Origin of the sequence: Xenorhabdus vietnamensis (assembly GCF_002127535.1) — a bacterium.
In the GTDB taxonomy this organism is placed as follows: Bacteria; Pseudomonadota; Gammaproteobacteria; order Enterobacterales; family Enterobacteriaceae; genus Xenorhabdus; species Xenorhabdus vietnamensis.
Window position 1 is genome coordinate 426,447 of sequence record NZ_MUBJ01000001.1, and the last position, 17,317, is coordinate 443,763.

Annotated in this window: 12 protein-coding genes; 6 read left to right on the plus strand and 6 right to left on the minus strand. The window is 42.8% G+C overall.

The annotated features are described in order from the left end of the window. Positions 1–40: 40 nt before the first annotated feature. The gene (iolE, locus tag Xvie_RS01825) at positions 41–931 is read left to right on the plus strand and encodes a myo-inosose-2 dehydratase (protein WP_086107686.1); all 891 of its coding nucleotides are present in this window, start codon (positions 41–43) and stop codon (positions 929–931) included. An 87-nt stretch (positions 932–1,018) separates the two neighbouring features. Continuing rightward, positions 1,019–1,870: a 5-deoxy-glucuronate isomerase gene (gene iolB / locus Xvie_RS01830; protein ID WP_167376221.1), complete on the plus strand. Its 852-nt coding sequence runs from the start codon at positions 1,019–1,021 to the stop codon at positions 1,868–1,870. Between the two features lie 33 nt (positions 1,871–1,903). Here the strand turns inward: iolB and Xvie_RS01835 are convergent, their stop codons facing one another. Further along, a complete protein-coding gene (locus tag Xvie_RS01835; RefSeq protein ID WP_086107688.1) occupies positions 1,904–2,599 on the minus strand; it encodes a helix-turn-helix transcriptional regulator in 696 nt (231 codons plus the stop codon). Positions 2,600–3,005: 406 nt separating this feature from the next. Here Xvie_RS01835 and Xvie_RS01840 point away from each other — a divergent pair, with 406 nt between their 5' ends. Beyond that, positions 3,006–3,620 (plus strand): helix-turn-helix domain-containing protein, encoded by a 615-nt coding sequence (locus Xvie_RS01840; protein WP_086107689.1) that lies wholly within the window; start codon positions 3,006–3,008, stop codon positions 3,618–3,620. After that, on the plus strand, positions 3,604–4,461 hold the full coding sequence (locus Xvie_RS01845; protein WP_086107690.1) for a queuosine precursor transporter: 858 nt from the start codon (positions 3,604–3,606) through the stop codon (positions 4,459–4,461). The genes Xvie_RS01840 and Xvie_RS01845 overlap by 17 nt, the downstream gene beginning before the upstream one ends. Before the next feature lie 680 nt (positions 4,462–5,141). Here the strand turns inward: Xvie_RS01845 and Xvie_RS01850 are convergent. Then, entirely contained in the window at positions 5,142–6,008 is an 867-nt protein-coding gene (locus tag Xvie_RS01850; RefSeq protein ID WP_086107691.1) for an AraC family transcriptional regulator, read from the minus strand. A gap of 415 nt (positions 6,009–6,423) precedes the next feature. On the opposite strand from Xvie_RS01850, the gene Xvie_RS01855 reads away from it, so the two are divergent. After that, positions 6,424–13,644: a TcdA/TcdB pore-forming domain-containing protein gene (locus Xvie_RS01855; RefSeq protein ID WP_086107692.1), complete on the plus strand. Its 7,221-nt coding sequence runs from the start codon at positions 6,424–6,426 to the stop codon at positions 13,642–13,644. Positions 13,645–13,805: 161 nt separating this feature from the next. On the opposite strand, the gene Xvie_RS01860 is transcribed toward Xvie_RS01855, so the two are convergent. Next, positions 13,806–14,147: a heavy metal-binding domain-containing protein gene (locus Xvie_RS01860; RefSeq protein ID WP_086107693.1), complete on the minus strand. Its 342-nt coding sequence runs from the start codon at positions 14,145–14,147 to the stop codon at positions 13,806–13,808. Positions 14,148–14,226: 79 nt separating this feature from the next. Then, a complete protein-coding gene (locus tag Xvie_RS20650; protein WP_139838790.1) occupies positions 14,227–14,478 on the minus strand; it encodes a hypothetical protein in 252 nt (83 codons plus the stop codon). A 129-nt stretch (positions 14,479–14,607) separates the two neighbouring features. On the opposite strand from Xvie_RS20650, the gene Xvie_RS01865 reads away from it, so the two are divergent. Continuing rightward, positions 14,608–15,372 carry an aminoglycoside adenylyltransferase family protein gene (locus Xvie_RS01865; RefSeq protein WP_208612493.1) on the plus strand — a complete coding sequence of 255 codons (765 nt, stop codon included), beginning with the start codon at positions 14,608–14,610 and terminating at the stop codon, positions 15,370–15,372. 124 nt (positions 15,373–15,496) lie between these two features. On the opposite strand, the gene Xvie_RS01870 is transcribed toward Xvie_RS01865, so the two are convergent. Together Xvie_RS01870 and loiP are read right to left on the minus strand one after the other, a co-directional pair. Continuing rightward, entirely contained in the window at positions 15,497–15,712 is a 216-nt protein-coding gene (locus Xvie_RS01870) for a hypothetical protein (protein WP_086107694.1), read from the minus strand. Between the two features lie 294 nt (positions 15,713–16,006). Continuing rightward, on the minus strand, positions 16,007–16,759 hold the full coding sequence (gene loiP, locus Xvie_RS01875; RefSeq protein WP_086107695.1) for a metalloprotease LoiP: 753 nt from the start codon (positions 16,757–16,759) through the stop codon (positions 16,007–16,009). Positions 16,760–17,317 lie beyond the last annotated feature (558 nt).

A 17,317-nucleotide genomic window follows, 5' to 3' on the forward strand; every position in this document is an offset into this window, starting at 1 on the left:
GCCATAAAAAATCACTTTTTTATCCTACAGGAGAGCTCTAATGGCTGTTCAACTTGGCATCAACCCTCTGACATGGACTAATGATGATTTGCCGTCTTTAGGCGCTGAAACACCGTTGGAAATTTGTCTGACAGAAGGTCGGCAGGCCGGATTTGCAGGTTTTGAGTTGGGCAATAAATTTCCTCGTCAGGCACAAATTTTGGGGCCTATTCTGGTTGCCCATGATTTGAAACTGATATCGGGCTGGTATTCCGGTGAACTGCTGACTCGCAGTGTTGAAGAAGAAATTGTCGCAGTACAGCCGCATTTGTCCTTATTGCGTGAACTTGGGGCTACTGTAATGGTGTTTGCTGAAGTAACACACTGCATTCATGGCAATCAGGATAAGCCAGTTCATCTTCGCCCACTGTTTCCAGCGGAGCGTTGGAAAGAATATGGTGAAAAACTGACAGAATTTGCCCGTTATACACAGTCACAAGGAGTACAGATTGCGTATCACCACCACATGGGAACTGTGATTGAGAGGGCGGAAGACGTCGATAACCTGATGGAAAATACGGGCAAAGAAGTAGGCTTGTTATTGGATACAGGGCACCTGACCTTTGCAGGGGATGACCCATTGGCAGTGGCAAAGCGTTGGTGTACACGCATTAATCATGTGCATTGCAAAGATATTCGCCCAGATGTATTAAAAGATGTCAAAAACCGTAAAACCAGTTTCCTTGATGCTGTATTAAGTGGTGTTTTTACTGTACCCGGAGATGGTTGCGTTGATTATCCGGCTATTTTTGAAGTTTTGAAAGCGAACAATTATAACGGCTGGTTGGTGGTAGAAGCAGAGCAAGATCCTGCCGTCGCTCATCCATTGACTTATGCCACGATGGGATATCGCAACTTGCATAAATTTGCCAAAAAAGCGGGATTGGTTTAAACGCGGAAATTGGGAGGCCAAATGTCTAAGTTACAGTCAAAATACCCTTTATTGTCAAAATATCCTCTATTGTCAAAATATCCTCTATTGTCAAAATATCCTCTATTGTCAAAATATCATGCACCGGATCGAGACAAACGGACGCAACATATTACGCCGGAAACAGCAAATTGGGGACATATTCATTTTACTGTTTATGAACTGAATACGGGGGAATCCATTACTTTACCTGCCTCAAAAAATGAAACTTGTCTGGTATTGGTGGCAGGAAAAGCCACGGTAGTGACGTCCCAGCAACGGTTTGAAAAAATTGGAGAGCGCATGAATCCATTTGAGCGTAAAAAGCCTTATGCCGTCTATGTTGCACCTAATGAAGCGATGGAAATAGTTGCTGAAACTCAACTTGAGTTAGCTGTATGTCAGGCGACTGTATGTCAGGGAAAAGAGAAAGGAAGTTATCCTACCCGTTTAATTGCACCACAGGATATTGGGGCTGAACAGCGTGGTCATGGTAATAATCGACGCTATGTTCACAATATTCTGCCAGATGATCAACCCGCGAATAGTCTGCTGATTGTCGAAGTTTATACTGATGAGGGATGCACCAGCTCCTATCCCAGCCACAAACACGATACTGACAATGAGCCGCAAGAAACGTATTTAGAAGAGACTTACTACCATCGCTTGAACCCATCACAGGGTTTTTGTGTACAGAGAGTCTATACTGATGACCGCTCGTTGGATGAAACAATGGCGGTTTATAATAAGGATGTAGTGATAGTGCCAAAAGGGTATCACCCTGTGACCACTATTGCGGGTTATGACAGTTACTATCTAAATGTCATGGCTGGCCCGACTCGCAGGTGGTTATTTACATGGGAAAAAGATCATCAATGGGTTAATGGCGAAGAATATGCAGAGAAACATACGAGCCGTTAAGTATTGCTCCCCAAATGGGGAGCAATAGCATTTTTAGAGAAATAGGACGCCTTTTTCAATTAGACGTTCAGGTATATAGCTATCTAATTGTGAGTGTCTGCAAAACTCCTCGAATTGCTGGATCGAATGGACATCCGCTTTTTGATAGATGTTATAAACTCTATTTTCTATCGTTTTATGGCTAACGCTGTATATTTGGGCGATTTCTTTATTTGAGCGTCTTTGCAGCATAAAGAAGATGATATCTAGCTCACTTCGAGTAAACAGATCTATGGCAGCTTCTGTAGTAAGTACGCTGGGCTTGTGGCGATTAATGTACTCTAAAGGAGAGAGGTTGCTCAGTGGCTTGGCATTCCAAACTATCCCGATGCATTCTTTTTCATCGTTGTACACGGGAAATTTGTCACTAATGAAAGGAGCCAAACTGTTTTTTCCGTACCAATAATGTGTTTCGATAATGGAAACTCTATCTTTTGATTCTTTAGTTCTCTTGTCATGCTCTTTGAGATCTTGTGAAAATTGGTCGTCAGACCAATTTGTGGGAAATTCACAGTCTAGCTTACCTGCAACATCAAAGCCTTCTGGTGTGTTGGTGTAAAGATAAGCTGCTTTATTCATGTAGATATGTCTGGATTCCAAATCCTTAATTCCCCAAGGATCGCTGAGATGTTCCATCATGGCGATTAGCCCCTTTAAATAGGGTTCATTATTTTTATAGGATAAACTCATCTCTATCTCATATAATTTATATGTTTTAATTTGAATTTTTAAAATAATAACGTTTATTTTAAATTCCTGCTTTAATTTATTCCATACTCATCAAAGCTAATTTCCTAAGATAATTGATGGATTTAAATCAAAAATACTGAAATAAGTAATATTTACTCTATTTTGAGCTGTTTTTGTACTATTTATTATCTGTTTTTGTTGGTTTTCGTAAAAATATGTTTTATTTAATATTTTCTATATTAAATAATTTTGATATATTATTAAATAATTCCACTCAAAATAAAATTGCTACCACTTTTATTATTTAATGACAAGAGTGTTTTTCACCCTTTATTGATCTTATAAAAAGTGTTTAGTCTAAAAGTTCATATAAATTATTTGGTTATATATTTTTCTGGGCGTTAGTATGTATAAGAAACAAAAAATGGAACACCTGAGAAAAAATTTGCAATATTTGCTTGATTCCAGAGGAGAAACAAGAGTATCGCTCTGTGATAGAACAGGGCTTAACCGTACAACCATCTACAATATTTTAGATGGCAGGGTTCAAAGTGTTCATTCTTCCACAATACAGAAAGTCTCCAATTTCTTTGGCATATCATATAGTGAAATAGAGGCAACTGATATCGCAGAAAAAGAGCGTTTGGATGGGATTGTCTCTTATGAAGGAAACATGAATCCCTGCGCTGTTCCGTTATTTATGCAATCTGAATGCATTACTCCTGAATTTTCCGACGGCAAGATAGGCTCTCTGATTGTTGAAAGAAAACTGACTTATTATTTTGGTACAGGACCTAATATCGTTGCTGTTCTACTTGAGAATGATTTTTCAGGTAAATATAATGCAGAAGATTTATTAATAATCAAGAGAGGTAATTATCAGAACAACAATCCAAAACTATGTTTCGATCCAAAACAGAAGCAGTTTCATATCAAAGAATTTAATAGCGAAAGTTTTGATAATTTGATGGTGATTGGGGATATAATGGAAGAACGGTTCGGATATGGGAAAAAAATATAAGTTATTGGGGTTTAATAGTCAGGATAATACAGCTAACGTATTAATTTCATCAACTGGAAAAGTATTAAAAATAAACTTAAAGGAGCTTGAAAAGAGTGAAATAGCTGATGATCTCGACAATCACGAGATAAAATCGCTTTACAGAAAGATATACTCTAGTTTTCCAAATACTCCCTCAGTTTATGAAATTGAAGAGCGTAATGAAAAATCTTGGGTCGTTTATTCATTTCTCGCATTATTACTAACAATCTTCTACACATTCAGCAATATAGCGGCAGCCAAGCCCGTTTACATCGAATACCTTGATATTATTGTTACCCCTGGCACCTTCATCTACCCTTTTTCATTCTTAGTTATTGATTTACTGAGTGAATTTTATGGATTTAGGCTGGCACGAAAAGCAATATATATGTCATTAATTTCAAACCTGATCATTGTATCTCTGTTGAGTATTTCAACAAGTTTGCCCGCCATGCCAACTTGGGATTTGAATGAGCAATATAATGCACTAATGAATCATATTCTGTCGGCAATTTTTGCATCCTCTCTGTCATTTTTAGTTTCGGAATTGGTCAATTCTTATATATTGTGCAAGCTAAAGGATATGACAAATTCTCGCTTTTTGGCATTGAGAGTATTCTTCAGTACATTTATTGCATCGGTGATTGATAGTTTTGTTTTCTGTTTTGTTGCATTCTATGGCAAACTTCCTATGAATCAAATTATTGCAATGATGGTTGTACAAATATTAATTAAAATCTTCTTTGCATTGTTTAATGTTTTCCCTGCTTACGGCTCCCGTTATTTATTTAATAGGTGGGTTGTTAAGAAAGCACATTAATGAACCGCATGGGGGCTTCCCTCATGCAGTTTTCTCACTAATATTGACTTCATGTTTATAACAAAATCATATTTTAGATTGTGTTTTTATATTATTTTATGGTTCTGGATTATCATCACATAAATTGGTTATGTGAATATTTATGTAATTTGATGGTTAAAAACCTTATTATTTTTAAGGTTAACAATGTCATTGGCTTTCATCTTGCTAATGAGAGTTTATAAATTATACTCTAATTTATATTTCATTTAATATCAGTTGGTTACTTCGTTTTTGATTGTTTTTTGTTTGTTTTTTATTAAAAAACAACACATGTATTCATCATTAAAATCAACGTTTGTGTTTTTATATGTTGATTTTAATATTTGTCTGGTGTATTAATTCCATCATCAAAACATAAGTTAAAATTTATATTGTGTCTGGACGTTAGATCAGGGAGACATGTCTCCTTTTATGCAGACAAAATATTTTCATTATTTTGAATTATAATTTTACTCGCCTACACCAGGGCAATATTAGTTCGTTTTTTGAACTTAATGGTAGCCAGTCTCTTAGCCGGAAGTTTCTGGTTAAGAGACTGGAACTATCATCTAGACAATAGATTACAAGCTAACATAGCAAGTATTCTCAAAGTTATCATTTGCAAGGTGTATCCTTTGCAGGATATGAAGTGTGATCTTTTACGTCAGAGGCAGATAGATATCAGTTACAGCCTCAATTTCGGTTACAGTAGGGAACAATTTTACTCGTTCAAAAAATAGTGGGAAATCTCGCACTTTTTGATTGTGTTCCGATAACCAATTTTTATACAAATAATTGACTATGGAGGTTATTTCATCATCTGAGCCGATGTATCTAACGTAAGCACATTTTCCTGATGGAATCTTTTTCAGCGTGATTTTTGAATTTTTAACCTCGAAATTTGGCGAAACTTCCACACATAAGTCAAACTGATACTCTTCCGGTTCAATGTTTGCGGGATCTGCGTAAACAAGATTGAAAGTTCTGTAACGTTCTGGGGGTAATTGATGATTTATCCTCCACTCTTTGAACTTTCTAATTGTATTGCCAATATTTGATGGCGAACCTTTGTGCTTCATGACTGCAACAGAGGTTTCTGGGAAATTGATGATTTTTACTTCAACAGAAGATAATTTCTCATTCATAACATTAGCCCTAATATCATTTATAATTTGGTAGTGACTATGCCAGATAGACCAATCAGGTTTTTTCCTGAACTCAATAGGACTTTGCCCAACGGAATCTTTGAACGCTCTGGAGAATGCCTCTGGGCTTTCATATCCACACGCAAGAGCAATATCTATAACTGAACTGTTGTTATACGCCAGATCATAAATAGCTCTCTTCAATCGAATTTGTCTGATATATGCAGCAACACCGATACCATAAGTTGCGGAAAACAATCTGTGAAAGTGATATTTAGAGCAAGCTGCAATATTACTCAGGTTTTCTCCATCCATATGTGTATCGATATTTTTATCAATGTAACGAAGAAGGGTGCTCAATCGTTGTTTAATCATAGTCATATATTCAACTTATCTGGTACAAGAGCATGCTATAGAACCTTTTGTGACAAGACATGATGAAAATTGCTGACTTACGATTTTATCTTTTAACACTAATACCTTCACTTTTTCCCCGAATGGAAGATAAAACTAATTGTTTGATCTCAACATTTACTGAGTGTTGAAGGGGCACGCGTTTCTTTTCGTGAAATTATATAAAAATAAACAAAAACAATCTGATAACAAACATCAAACAAATATTACGTCGCATGTCAATTTATTGATTTTAAAGGGAATTATTTTGTCAGAAATTAATTGATAATGATTATTATTTTGATAATAATTATCAATTATTATTTTTATCTTTGGGTTATCTTAATTTTGTAACCCATAAAATTATCAAGTAGGACAGTAGGATTTTTTAAGGAGAATTATCATGCCCAATAATAGCTATCAATCTCTGCTTGTGTCTGCACAGGCGACTCTTAAAGAGATGCAGCGAAAACCGGATATCAAGACATTGATCCAAGCTATCAAGCAAGGGTTTAGTGAAAGTGATCACAAGTGGACTCCTGAGCTGCTAAATAAGCATAAAATACTGGCAAAGACGCTGGAGAGGGATGCTTATATGCGCTACAGCAATGACAAACCAGTTGGTGTCAGCAGTCTCAATGAAGGTGAGCAACAGTCATTTGTCAACTATATCAAAGCACTGGCAGCGCGCATCACAACGGTTGATATTTTGGTACAAGGCAGTGAGAAGACAGAGTTGTCTTCTCAATCCAATGCCATTTTGGGCAATGCTGATGCTTTCCGAGTGCTTCCCAAGGATTTCAATCAACGCCATAGTATCCGGGAAAAAACGGGTGCAAGACTAACTATCAACGTTGACAAAGCACATTTCAACTCGCTTGCTAATGCGTTGACCCAATTGTTCAACGATGACAATCGCGGCTGGTTGGAGCAGGCTAAAATCATGGGGCCGAAAAATCTGGGCCGTCGTACTGATCAAGCCGTTATCTACCTTTCCAGCGCAGGGGTTAAACATGCTCATACTATTGGCAATAAGCTCAATGAACTGTTACCGGTAACGGCTTTTATCGAACATACCCCGACAGGCATGTATCGTGTAGGCAAAGGGATTGCTTATTCTGAAACGGTTGAAGGTGAATCGAGCAGCCATGGTCAGTCCCGGGCACAGTTGATAGCGGCTGCGGGCACAGAATCCTTGCTTACCAAGGCCCCGATCGAGCGAACCTTGTCGAGAACCTTGCAGGAGCGTGGATATGATATCCAAAATCCCGCACTACTGGCGCAAGCGGTACGGGATCGCGAACTCAAAGGGGGGCTAATACCCATAAGTGGTGGAGCCGAGTCCCGCGAGGGCAGCGCTAATATTCAGCAGTTTGCCAACAACCCTAAATTATTCGCTAAATCCAACACTATCAGCGCCGAGACATTGGTTCGGGCAGGACGACTCCCGGCAGAGGGGCGTGCCCAGTTGGTGAAGATTAAGAAAGGTTTATACGAGGTCGAATACTCTGCTCAAAGCACGAATAACGTTGTTGAAAGGGAAACTAACAGCGTACCTGCCTATTTCCTAGGCTACAACGGAGCAAATCAGGCCAATACCTTGCCGGCTTATGTGGATATTCCTAAACATGCGGCTCCGGGAAGTTTTCTGTTCACAGGGTCGTTGTCGGGATGCTCGATTGTGGTAACCAACCTTGATGCGAATACTTACCGTGTCTACCACGATGGCCGGGTCAACAGTTCGCTGCTGTACGACAATGTGGTCATGGCAGTGGATTATAAGGATTATCAAGTCGTTGGCACTGCGGAAGGCCTCGCAGCGGCGTACATGCAATACGTTAGTGATGAGTGGCAACTGGTATTCCAGCGTCAGGAGTATCAGCGTGATGGTCAGATGCTCTGGCCGAGGTTACGCAATGGTGAGGAGCCAATATCGATCCAGATTGCTGACAATCAAAGGGCTGAGCGTAACCAGACCCAATTCACAACTTACCGTGAAAGTATTCATCAAAAACTCAAAAAGATTGCTACCCAGTTCGAAGTACCCGTCGATGGAGTCTCTGATCGTGTATATGAAGAGGGAGAATTTTCTCCTCATCATCCGGCGATTGCTGCGTGGATTGAACTGCGTGACAAGGTTCAAGCCAAGATTACAACAGATACTCAGAAATTGGTGGACAAGCGAAGCGAACTCTATAAGACCAGAAGTAGTACCAGAGACGAGCAAATAAAACAGCTCAATATCACTCTGGAATTTTACAAGGAACAATACGATTCAGTCTTGCGTGAAGTGCTCTCCGTCGAACAAAGCTGGTTATGGCAGCAGATTAAGTCCAAGGACGGTATAGATGCAGTGTTGCAGATTAATGATACATCTATTCAAGGTGGTGGCCTAAAACGCGAACATAGCTTGGGCGAGCGTTATGCTATTGCTGAAGCTTATCAACGAAGGGGGCCGAGTACCGAGTTTACTGATGGTCTGCGCAACTTCCAAGATATTAATATCCCAGGGTTTAATGATGGGATGTCGACTCTGGAGATGAAAAGCCTGTTTTTAGATAGTCAGCTTACCCCTAAGCAACGAGGAGCTTTGAGTGGACGTATTACTGAAGCTAGCCGGGCTGAGTATATTGATAAAGTATTAAAGCAGACAGCGGTGTTCAGCGAGGATTTTCAGCATGCCGGTAGCAGTTTCAGTCAACTGGCACCACAAGACTTTTATCTGTCATTGGTCGGAGATGTTTCCGGTGGTCGTTGCTATCCCTTAGTCAGAGCTATGGCAGTGGCAGTGGCCAACTCTGGCAAGGCTGGGATCAACCGTCTGGTGGAAAAACTCTTTTTGGCTGCGGCTTCTCCTCAGGATGGCAGTTCCACATTGTTAAAAAACAGCCTGGTAAGACTACACTCCAATATTGAGGCTGTGCAGGCATCGACGGCACGAGGGACGTTTACGTTACAGAATGTTGTGTCTCTGTTGAAGGAAAAGACCGGAACTTCGATGTTCGCTCTCAATACCCGGAATCACTCGATGATGGCTGGAGTCACTATCGGAGATGAAGGGCGTCGTTACTATTTTTATGATCCCAATGTCGGGATTTTTGCATTCAACAATTCAGACAATTTCTTTCAAGCCATCAGTAAACATCTGGTAAAGCGCAAAATGGCTGTTTATTACGGTTCGCTTGGCAGTGAGTCGAACCCTGAATTTAATTTGGTGGAAATCGATCCGGATAAGATGGCAAGAGTGTCGTTGGGTAACGGGCTGGATGTCTCGGACTTGAGCAGTACCGATGAACTGGCTACTGTCATAGAACAGAGGCAATTGGTCAAGCAAACAGTCATTGCCCAAGAGAAGCTTACCAAGGATACCCAGTTACGCACTGCATTGGTTACTCTTGATGCGGAGCAGTGGGGAGCAAAATTCGATGAAGCTATTACAAGGCTTGCTCAGGAAAATAAACTTGACCAGCATTGGATGCCAATAATTGGCAATATAATTGACAATACTAAGGAACCGAAAGAAGGCCATTATCTCATCCAATTCATCAATCGTGATCAGCCTGAAGAAATTCGTTGGGTAAGTAGCAACGATGCCACCTTTGTGAAGTTCCGCCGCTTCGTTGATGAACATATATCCACTCTGGGCCAGCATTTCACACTCGAACATGGCCAGATACGGCCTAAAGGCGGTGTCAGTGAGGGAGCTCCGGTTGATGGGCTGAATGCCGGATTTGCGGTACAAACATTGATCCAGTGGTTTGCCGACAAGAATCGTAACGATGCAGTACATGGGGTCGCTTCGCCCGATCTGGCTACCGCGCTCAAGATCCACAGTTACCTGAATTATGCTCAGATGGCTTACAGTAGCTTAAATGATATTGCCAATGTGACCAAGCTGGTGACCACTGCATTGCGCGGTGGAGTGGTAGGCGCTAAGACCTCACTTCATGAATTTTCTTCGGCTCTGGCTCACACCGCCAATGAAGGTATAGGCTTACTTTTTGGTGGCGCTTTTGTTGGACTGGATGCTTATGAATTGGCTCATGCTGAAACAGATACGCAGAAAGCGGTATATGGAACTCAGTTAGCTTTTGATTCGGCCAGCTTCGTCACGGGTGCCGCCGGAGTGGGGGCTGGATTGGTTGGCGCCTCGACAACAGCGGCTGTACTCGGTGGGGCTGGAGTGATCCTTGGCGGTCTTGCGGTGGGCTTTACGGCGCTGGCTCAAGCTTTTGGTGCTGTAGCTGAGGATGCGAAGGCAGTAGGCCGTTACTTCGATATGCTCGACAAGGCTTATAAGGATCATGGCTATCGGTATGACAGTGAGAAGGGAGTATTGATTCCTCTACCTGGGGCTGTGATCAAAACTCTTGATCTGCGCAATGGCCGGATCGGCTTCGATAGTCAGTATATTTATCGCACCCATTCTGGTTCTACTGGTTCAGGGGAAATCAATTATTTCTTCTGGATTGGCGATTTTCCAAAGATGGTTCAGGACCGTGATCAAGCGATCGAGGTGCGCAGCGGAATCGGTTATAAGGAAACTTCCCATAAACTCGACCACAGTGACAGCGATGTGCTGATCCTACCGGGCACACCGAAATCTTACATGCGGTACGAATACATGGCACTCCCTGGTGCAACTACGCGTCATGATACTGGTTTCGATGTGATTCGAAGGCTCGAAAAGGACAAGCGCTTTGACTACGACTTCTACATCTTTCCGAGTGAACAAACGATCCGCAGGATACATCAGGAATATGTGAAAACATCGATCGAAGTGATACTCGATCAGAATGACAGAAAACTGATAGTGCCTAAGCTGCCTGAGGAACTGCATGGTTACCTGAATTACGAGATCAAAGGCGCAGGTGGGAGGTACTTGATCGGGCTGAACAAAGGCACCAGAGTGACGCTTACGAGCGATGTTCCTAAGGCGGATGGTAGTAACAATATTAGTGGTGACAATATTAATAGTGGCAATATGTCTTCGCGCTGGATTATCGATAGCAGCCAGCTTACCACTAAAGATAAAGATATTATCAAAGTCTCAAAAAACCAATTGGAAGTCGATGGAGTGGTCGTTGAGCTAGATCCGTCCCAGAACGGGCAGATACTGATAGTTAACGGCAATAACGAAGTGCGCGAAGTCGACTTCTCCAATTTGACAACAACAGTGGTAAGCGAAGATGCGAGCAAATGGAAAGTATCCGGCCAGAAAATTGAGCAGCATCTAAATGATCTGGCTGATGCACATCAGTTGCATGGGCAGTATGTGGTAGTGGAGAACTACAAGCACAACGAGCGTGATGTTGGTCGAGCTTTCTACGACGTAACCAAGAAACGGATGCTGTTTACCGACACCACTATCGAACAGGCCAGACATGCCCAATTGGGTGCGGTGGTGGGTGATCATGCTTATTTCTATGACGCCGACAATGCAGTTGCGTGGCGGGTAGATATTGCCACTGGACAAGTCAATGCCCAGTTTGAGCCATGGTTCAACGACAATGAGGGTAAGATCAGTCACCTGTGGCAAGAGGGGAATGACGTTTATCTGGCGCGTCGTTACCGGCTGAAAGAGGGAGACGCGGAATTAAGCTACCGGATTATTGGTGACCGAATGGAATTGGTCAGTGCTGTAGGGGATGATGATCTGCTCCAGCTTTCGGCGCGCACTGTTCAGCATGATAGTGATCTTAAGTACGTATTCCGAGGCTATGAGAGTAATCGTACTCAGCGTGAGACTCTGAAGTATACGTTAGGTACACGGATAATCCAGCCGACTAGAGAGGGGGCGGAGTTGGTTACTGTGTTCGGCAAGGATGCGGATGGTGTAGCACACCGCTACTGGATACGTACCAGTGATGGTACGCTGATCAAGCCAAATCTGGCACCACCGAAAGAGCAGGATTTGCACTTTAAAGAGTACGGACAGAACCACAGCGCATGGCAGATCCCTGCCGATCTCGTATTAGCAGGCAGTATTTCCCGACCTGCTGACACGGAAGTGTTCTTCTTCTACAGTAGGAAAGAAAAGGCTCTGTTCCGTCAAGAAGGCCCGGGTCAGGCAATGCTTGATGCTAACCGTCCTACGGCGTTGCTCGTCAGCACTCCACCGTTGGCTAACGTGGTCAACCTGAAGGGTAGCTTGATTGCCGTCACTGAAGATGGTCGTGTGGCTCAGCTTAATGAGCAAGGGGTGCTTAGTTATGAAGCGGTCAACGAGCATTGGCTCAAGGGGCGAACCCACTGGTGGAAGGAGTTGGGCAACGTCACCGATGGCAGTGCTACTCTGGCTGTGTTTGGGGTCAAAGGTTCTGATGGCAAGAGTCTGCTTCCGGTATGGTATCACAGCGGACAGGTGGTGGTGGCTTCGGCGGCACTACAAGACAAGTCACTGCAATTCCTGGGATTTGAAGCAAATGGCACCTCCGCACGGCTTTTCGAGCCTGAAAGCGGTAAGCTGTATCTTCAGCCCGTCATGACCGACGATGCGTTGGCCACCGCTTTTGGGACTGACCAAATGCTGAGTGCCTCAGCGCAACTTCCCACTGCCAGAGAATTAATGTCTGGCGTGCATTTCAAAGCGGTGCAACAGGTTGATACCGGTATGCGCCTGACTACGGACAAGGGCGAAATCCTGTTACGAGCCAATAATGGTGAATTGCGGTTAGTGGGTGTTGGCAAAGACTGGAAGCAGAGCAATATGCCCGACCTGCCACAAGCACTGACTAAACTTGCTAATCAGTGGCAGCAGGCCAAAGGAGTGCTGACCTTACAGGACAGTAATATGCAAAGTTGGTTCGATATTGGCAGTGGTCAGATATTTTCAGGTAATGGAATCCCTGCTTCGAACAATCTGCGTTTTATAGGCACCAATGCAGAAAGTCAGACGGCATATGTGTATAACCAGACCTCAGATAAGCTATATGAAATCAATGGCAGCAAGGTAAAAAGGCTCAATAGTTTCACTGGAATGGAGCGCATCAATTCGTCCCTGCTAATTCAAGGAGGGAAGGATGCTGACAATCTGACGCTGCCGCTCATTGACGGTGTTGATAGTCTGGTGCTGTATGGTGGGGCTGATGGAGATAGCTATCGACTCAATAAGGAGATGTGGAACCACTACCGTACGGTGATCATCGATAATGACGATCCTAGCCAAGCCTTAGATCATTTGATCCTGCCGATAGCTGATCCAGAGAGCATTCTGGTGAGCCGATACGGTGATGATCTGATGTTGACCGATTCTGGTAATGGAACGGCAGTAGTGGTGCGTCAAGCATTTGGTAAGCAGGCCACGAATCATCAACATCTGCATATCAATCTGGACGGGATATCAATGATTGACGTAAAACACTTAGTTGAGAGCATGAGCAAGCAGAGTTACACCAATAGGGGAATTATGGAGTTATCCTGGGCCAGTAGGCAACCAGACATGACAGCTAATGCAGTGACCACGGAGCCAGAAGCTGAAAGCCTGAGTCTGGCGAATTTGATTGGTGCTATGGCTTCATTCCCTGATTCCGGCAGCTCCCATGAGAACCTGCTGCAAGGTTTTAAACCTGCTAAGGCTGAACAGCAGCTTTTGTCACCTGATATCAACTCAATCATAAAGTAATTACCAGAAACAAAATTACCTGAAACAACAGGTGGGGGCACTGGCCCCTCCTGTTTTTGCTTATATTCCGGTTCGTCAGAATACACATAATTGCTCGGAATGCAGCAACTTGAAAGATGAAGGGGATATATAATAGATCCCATCAGCAAACTATCACTTCTTCACTTAAAACGATCTTCATTTAAAACGCTCTTCACTGCCGTTCCTGATACTGTGACCATCAACATGCCGCCATTTTTACCGACGGTTTCATAGTCAATATCAATTCCTACAACCGTATTGGCTCCCAGCGCCTGAGCCTGTGCATTCATTTCCGCGAAGGCGATTTCCCGTGCATTTTTCAATTCTTTCTCATAAGCACCAGAACGCCCGCCGACGATATCTCTCACTCCGGCAAAAAAATCCTTAATAATATTGACCCCAAGAATCGTTTCCCCTGTGACGACACCCAGATACTCAGTAATAGTATGGCCTTCCAGTGTAGGTGTAGTGGTATTTTTCATCATCGATCTCCGTTTGACATCACATCACTTTGATTTTTTTGCACTCAGATGGCCTTAATTGCCACCTGAATTTACTATCTTACCTTGGGATCATCTTAAACACTTTCTTATTTTGTCCGATATATCGCGCAGCGAGGCGTTGAATATCTGCGAGTATCAGTGCATCAATTAAAGTTGCTTCGGATTCAATTCGCTGATATTGCTGATCATCGCTGGCGCTGAGCATGACAGGAAAAAGAAGAAAAAGCTGAACGGCGGGTGTTAATGCGGGAACATCAATGCAGTGAATTAGAAGCGACCATTTTGGTTGCCAGAAAAATGGATGTTGCACGGATTTTTAGAAATAAAATTGAGGATATTTAGAAATAAAGGGTATTAGGAAAATCTGGTTGACGGAGCCGCATGGGGCGATAGAATCCTCAAAAACATCATGCTGACTATATCCAAGATGAGCTGTTTAGTGACTATTCCTTCTGAAGAAAATAACGCGTTGTTGATCGTCCAGAAGCGATTAGCCGAATCGCTGGTAGCTGTCTACCTTCATGGTTCGGCTGTGGTTGGTGGTCTTCGCCCCCGCAGCGACGTAGATTTACTCATGGTCATTGACCAGCCGATGACGTCTGAGGTTCGGGAATGTCTTGTTGCTGATTTAATGATGATATCAGGTCAATATCCTTCTGATCCTGATGGACGTCGCCCTGTTGAACTGATTGTTTTCTTGCGCGACGATCTCGTTGCATCGCTTTATCCTGCCCGAAGCGAATTCATTTACGGTGAGTGGTTGCGTCACAAATATGAGACGGGAGAAATTCCCAAGCCTGTTTGTGATCCAGAACTTACCTTGGTGTTAGCTCAATCACGACAGGAAGCGATACCTCTGGTCGGCCCGAACGCAAGCAGTCTTCTGCCCGTTATTCCAAGATCGGACATTTACCGGGCTATTAAAGATGCCCTGCCAGATTTAATTGAGACGCTACAGGGAGATGAACGCAATGTTCTGCTAACGCTGGCGCGTATGTGGCGAACATTAGTTACTGGAGAGTTTGTCTCTAAGGATGTTGCTGCCGATTGGGCGGCTGCCCGCCTTCCAGCCATACAGGCCTCAGTGTTATCCGATGTGAGGGAGACCTATTTGAGAGGGCATGAAGAAGATTGGAGAAATCGTCAGCAAGAACTTCAGCTCACGGTAAGTTCACTGCATGATTGTGTGCTAACGAATCTATGACACTCCCATCATGTTGCCGCGATGTGTTCACAATATAAGATAAGCCTCATATGGCCGAAATGCCCGATCCCATCATTTGTGAGGAATGCGGAGTTCCGCGCGGTTCGGCAAGCGGTCACCCATATCATATAGCTATGGCTTGAAGTGTTCTGACCCAATAGTGAACGGTACTACAAGCTTCCATGACAATGGCAGTCTCAGACGGAAAAATCTTTATGGTATCCAGCCGTTTTTGCCGGAAAATTTTTCTGTGCCAGTCCACAGAACCGTCTTCTATCCAGATACAAACCTGAAAAACGTTTTTGGCAAGGTCAATGCCAACTACTTTGGTTGTATCCATGAGATGTTCTTCCGAAATTCAGTGCACCGGATAAAAGATGTTACTGTTTACAAATGAAAAGGGGGCGTTCATCACATCACAATATCAAGACTTTTTGAACTGAACCAAGGGGATGCCAACAGACAGGCTGCTGTTGGTCAGTTCAGACACCACTACTGGCTTTCACTCATCATCTGACTCCTTACATCAACACTGCCCTTGAGTGGCCTCTTGAAGTCTGACGGGTTTGTCAGATTTGTTGGGCAAATAAAAAAAGCGGTGCCACTGACACCGCTACAATCTGTACAGAATTTATTATTTCTTGTCTGCTGCGATACGATCACGAACATGTTGAGCGCGCTCCTGAGAAGGTGGGTGTGAATCAAACATGCTAGTTTCACTACTGCCCAGTTTAGCCAGTTTCTCGAAACTGGTGACTAAACCTCCAGTATTGATACTGCGTTTTTTCAGCAGATCATAAGAGAAATCATCGGCCTGACTTTCCTGATGCTGTGAGAATTGCGATTTGATTAATTTTTCACCCAGTGCTGCAAGCTGAGAATCGCTCAGCTGTGCAGCTACGCCACCAGCTGATGCAGCTGCGGTACGTGCAGCAACTGTGGCATAAGCAACCTGCATTGCTTTACGGGTGTGGCCCAGTGCAACGTGACCCATTTCATGACCCAGAACGCCTTCGACTTCATTGTCGTTCATCATATTCATCAGGCCACTGTATACACGCACACAACCGTTAGCCATTGCCCATGCATTCACATCATTAGTCAAATAAACTTTATAGTTAACCGACGTACCATTAACTTCGCTACCTAATGCTTTGGCGATTTTGTTCAAGCGTTTAGTGTATTGGCTGGATGCCGGTGCAATTTTATTCTGTGCATCCATATCATTACATGCTTGGTCAGATAACTGTTTGACATCAGAATCACTTAGTGTCGCAGCTTGGAATAATTGCATTCCGGAGTTAGCCAGCATTCCCTGATCAATATTCTTACAACCTGTCAGAATTACAGCAGAAACTGCTACTGCAACAAGAGTTTTAATTTTCATAATGTTGTTTTTTCCTTTGCAATACATGCAACTATCATACTTTAAGAGTATTAAAAGACCGTGAATTTTGCTAAAAATAACAATAGGAATAAACCCCAATATTTATGATTATGTGAATTTGGTAACATTTTAAATAAAAAAATCAAATCATAAGCAGAATAATTTAACTTAAATTTACTTAACCAAATAGTTTTTCGTCTATTTAAATGAGTTCTCAAAATGCTAGATCAAGTGACGACTAATACATGTTAGCAGTGGCCGGTTTGTTGTGACGTATTCGAATCAAGTGTAATTGCCCGATAATCTCACCTTGTTTTGTCAGATAACAGGAAAGTGGGATTTTAACTGAAAGTGTTCTCAGGCTAGGGCAACAGTTCACTCAGTCGGTTATTCGGCCAAAAAGACAGTCGGGTGAGAGCATCCCTAACTAGGAACTTGGGAGCGGAGGTTCCTCTGTGCCACCCGATACTCCCTATACCAACGTTTAACTAAAAAAACTTGTATCTTTAGACACCATTTTTGGGAGCTAAAAATAGGCCATGAGTCCACCCAACACGG

Coding starts and splice junctions, on each gene's coding strand:
- Xvie_RS01845 (WP_086107690.1), top strand. CDS start 3,604: ATGGGAAAAAAATATAAGTTATTGGGGTTTAATAGTCAGGATAATACA.
- Xvie_RS01870 (WP_086107694.1), bottom strand. CDS start 15,712: ATGGATACAACCAAAGTAGTTGGCATTGACCTTGCCAAAAACGTTTTT.
- Xvie_RS01850 (WP_086107691.1), bottom strand. CDS start 6,008: ATGACTATGATTAAACAACGATTGAGCACCCTTCTTCGTTACATTGAT.
- iolE (WP_086107686.1), top strand. CDS start 41: ATGGCTGTTCAACTTGGCATCAACCCTCTGACATGGACTAATGATGAT.
- loiP (WP_086107695.1), bottom strand. CDS start 16,759: ATGAAAATTAAAACTCTTGTTGCAGTAGCAGTTTCTGCTGTAATTCTG.
- Xvie_RS01835 (WP_086107688.1), bottom strand. CDS start 2,599: ATGAGTTTATCCTATAAAAATAATGAACCCTATTTAAAGGGGCTAATC.
- Xvie_RS01840 (WP_086107689.1), top strand. CDS start 3,006: ATGTATAAGAAACAAAAAATGGAACACCTGAGAAAAAATTTGCAATAT.
- Xvie_RS01860 (WP_086107693.1), bottom strand. CDS start 14,147: ATGAAAAATACCACTACACCTACACTGGAAGGCCATACTATTACTGAG.
- Xvie_RS01855 (WP_086107692.1), top strand. CDS start 6,424: ATGCCCAATAATAGCTATCAATCTCTGCTTGTGTCTGCACAGGCGACT.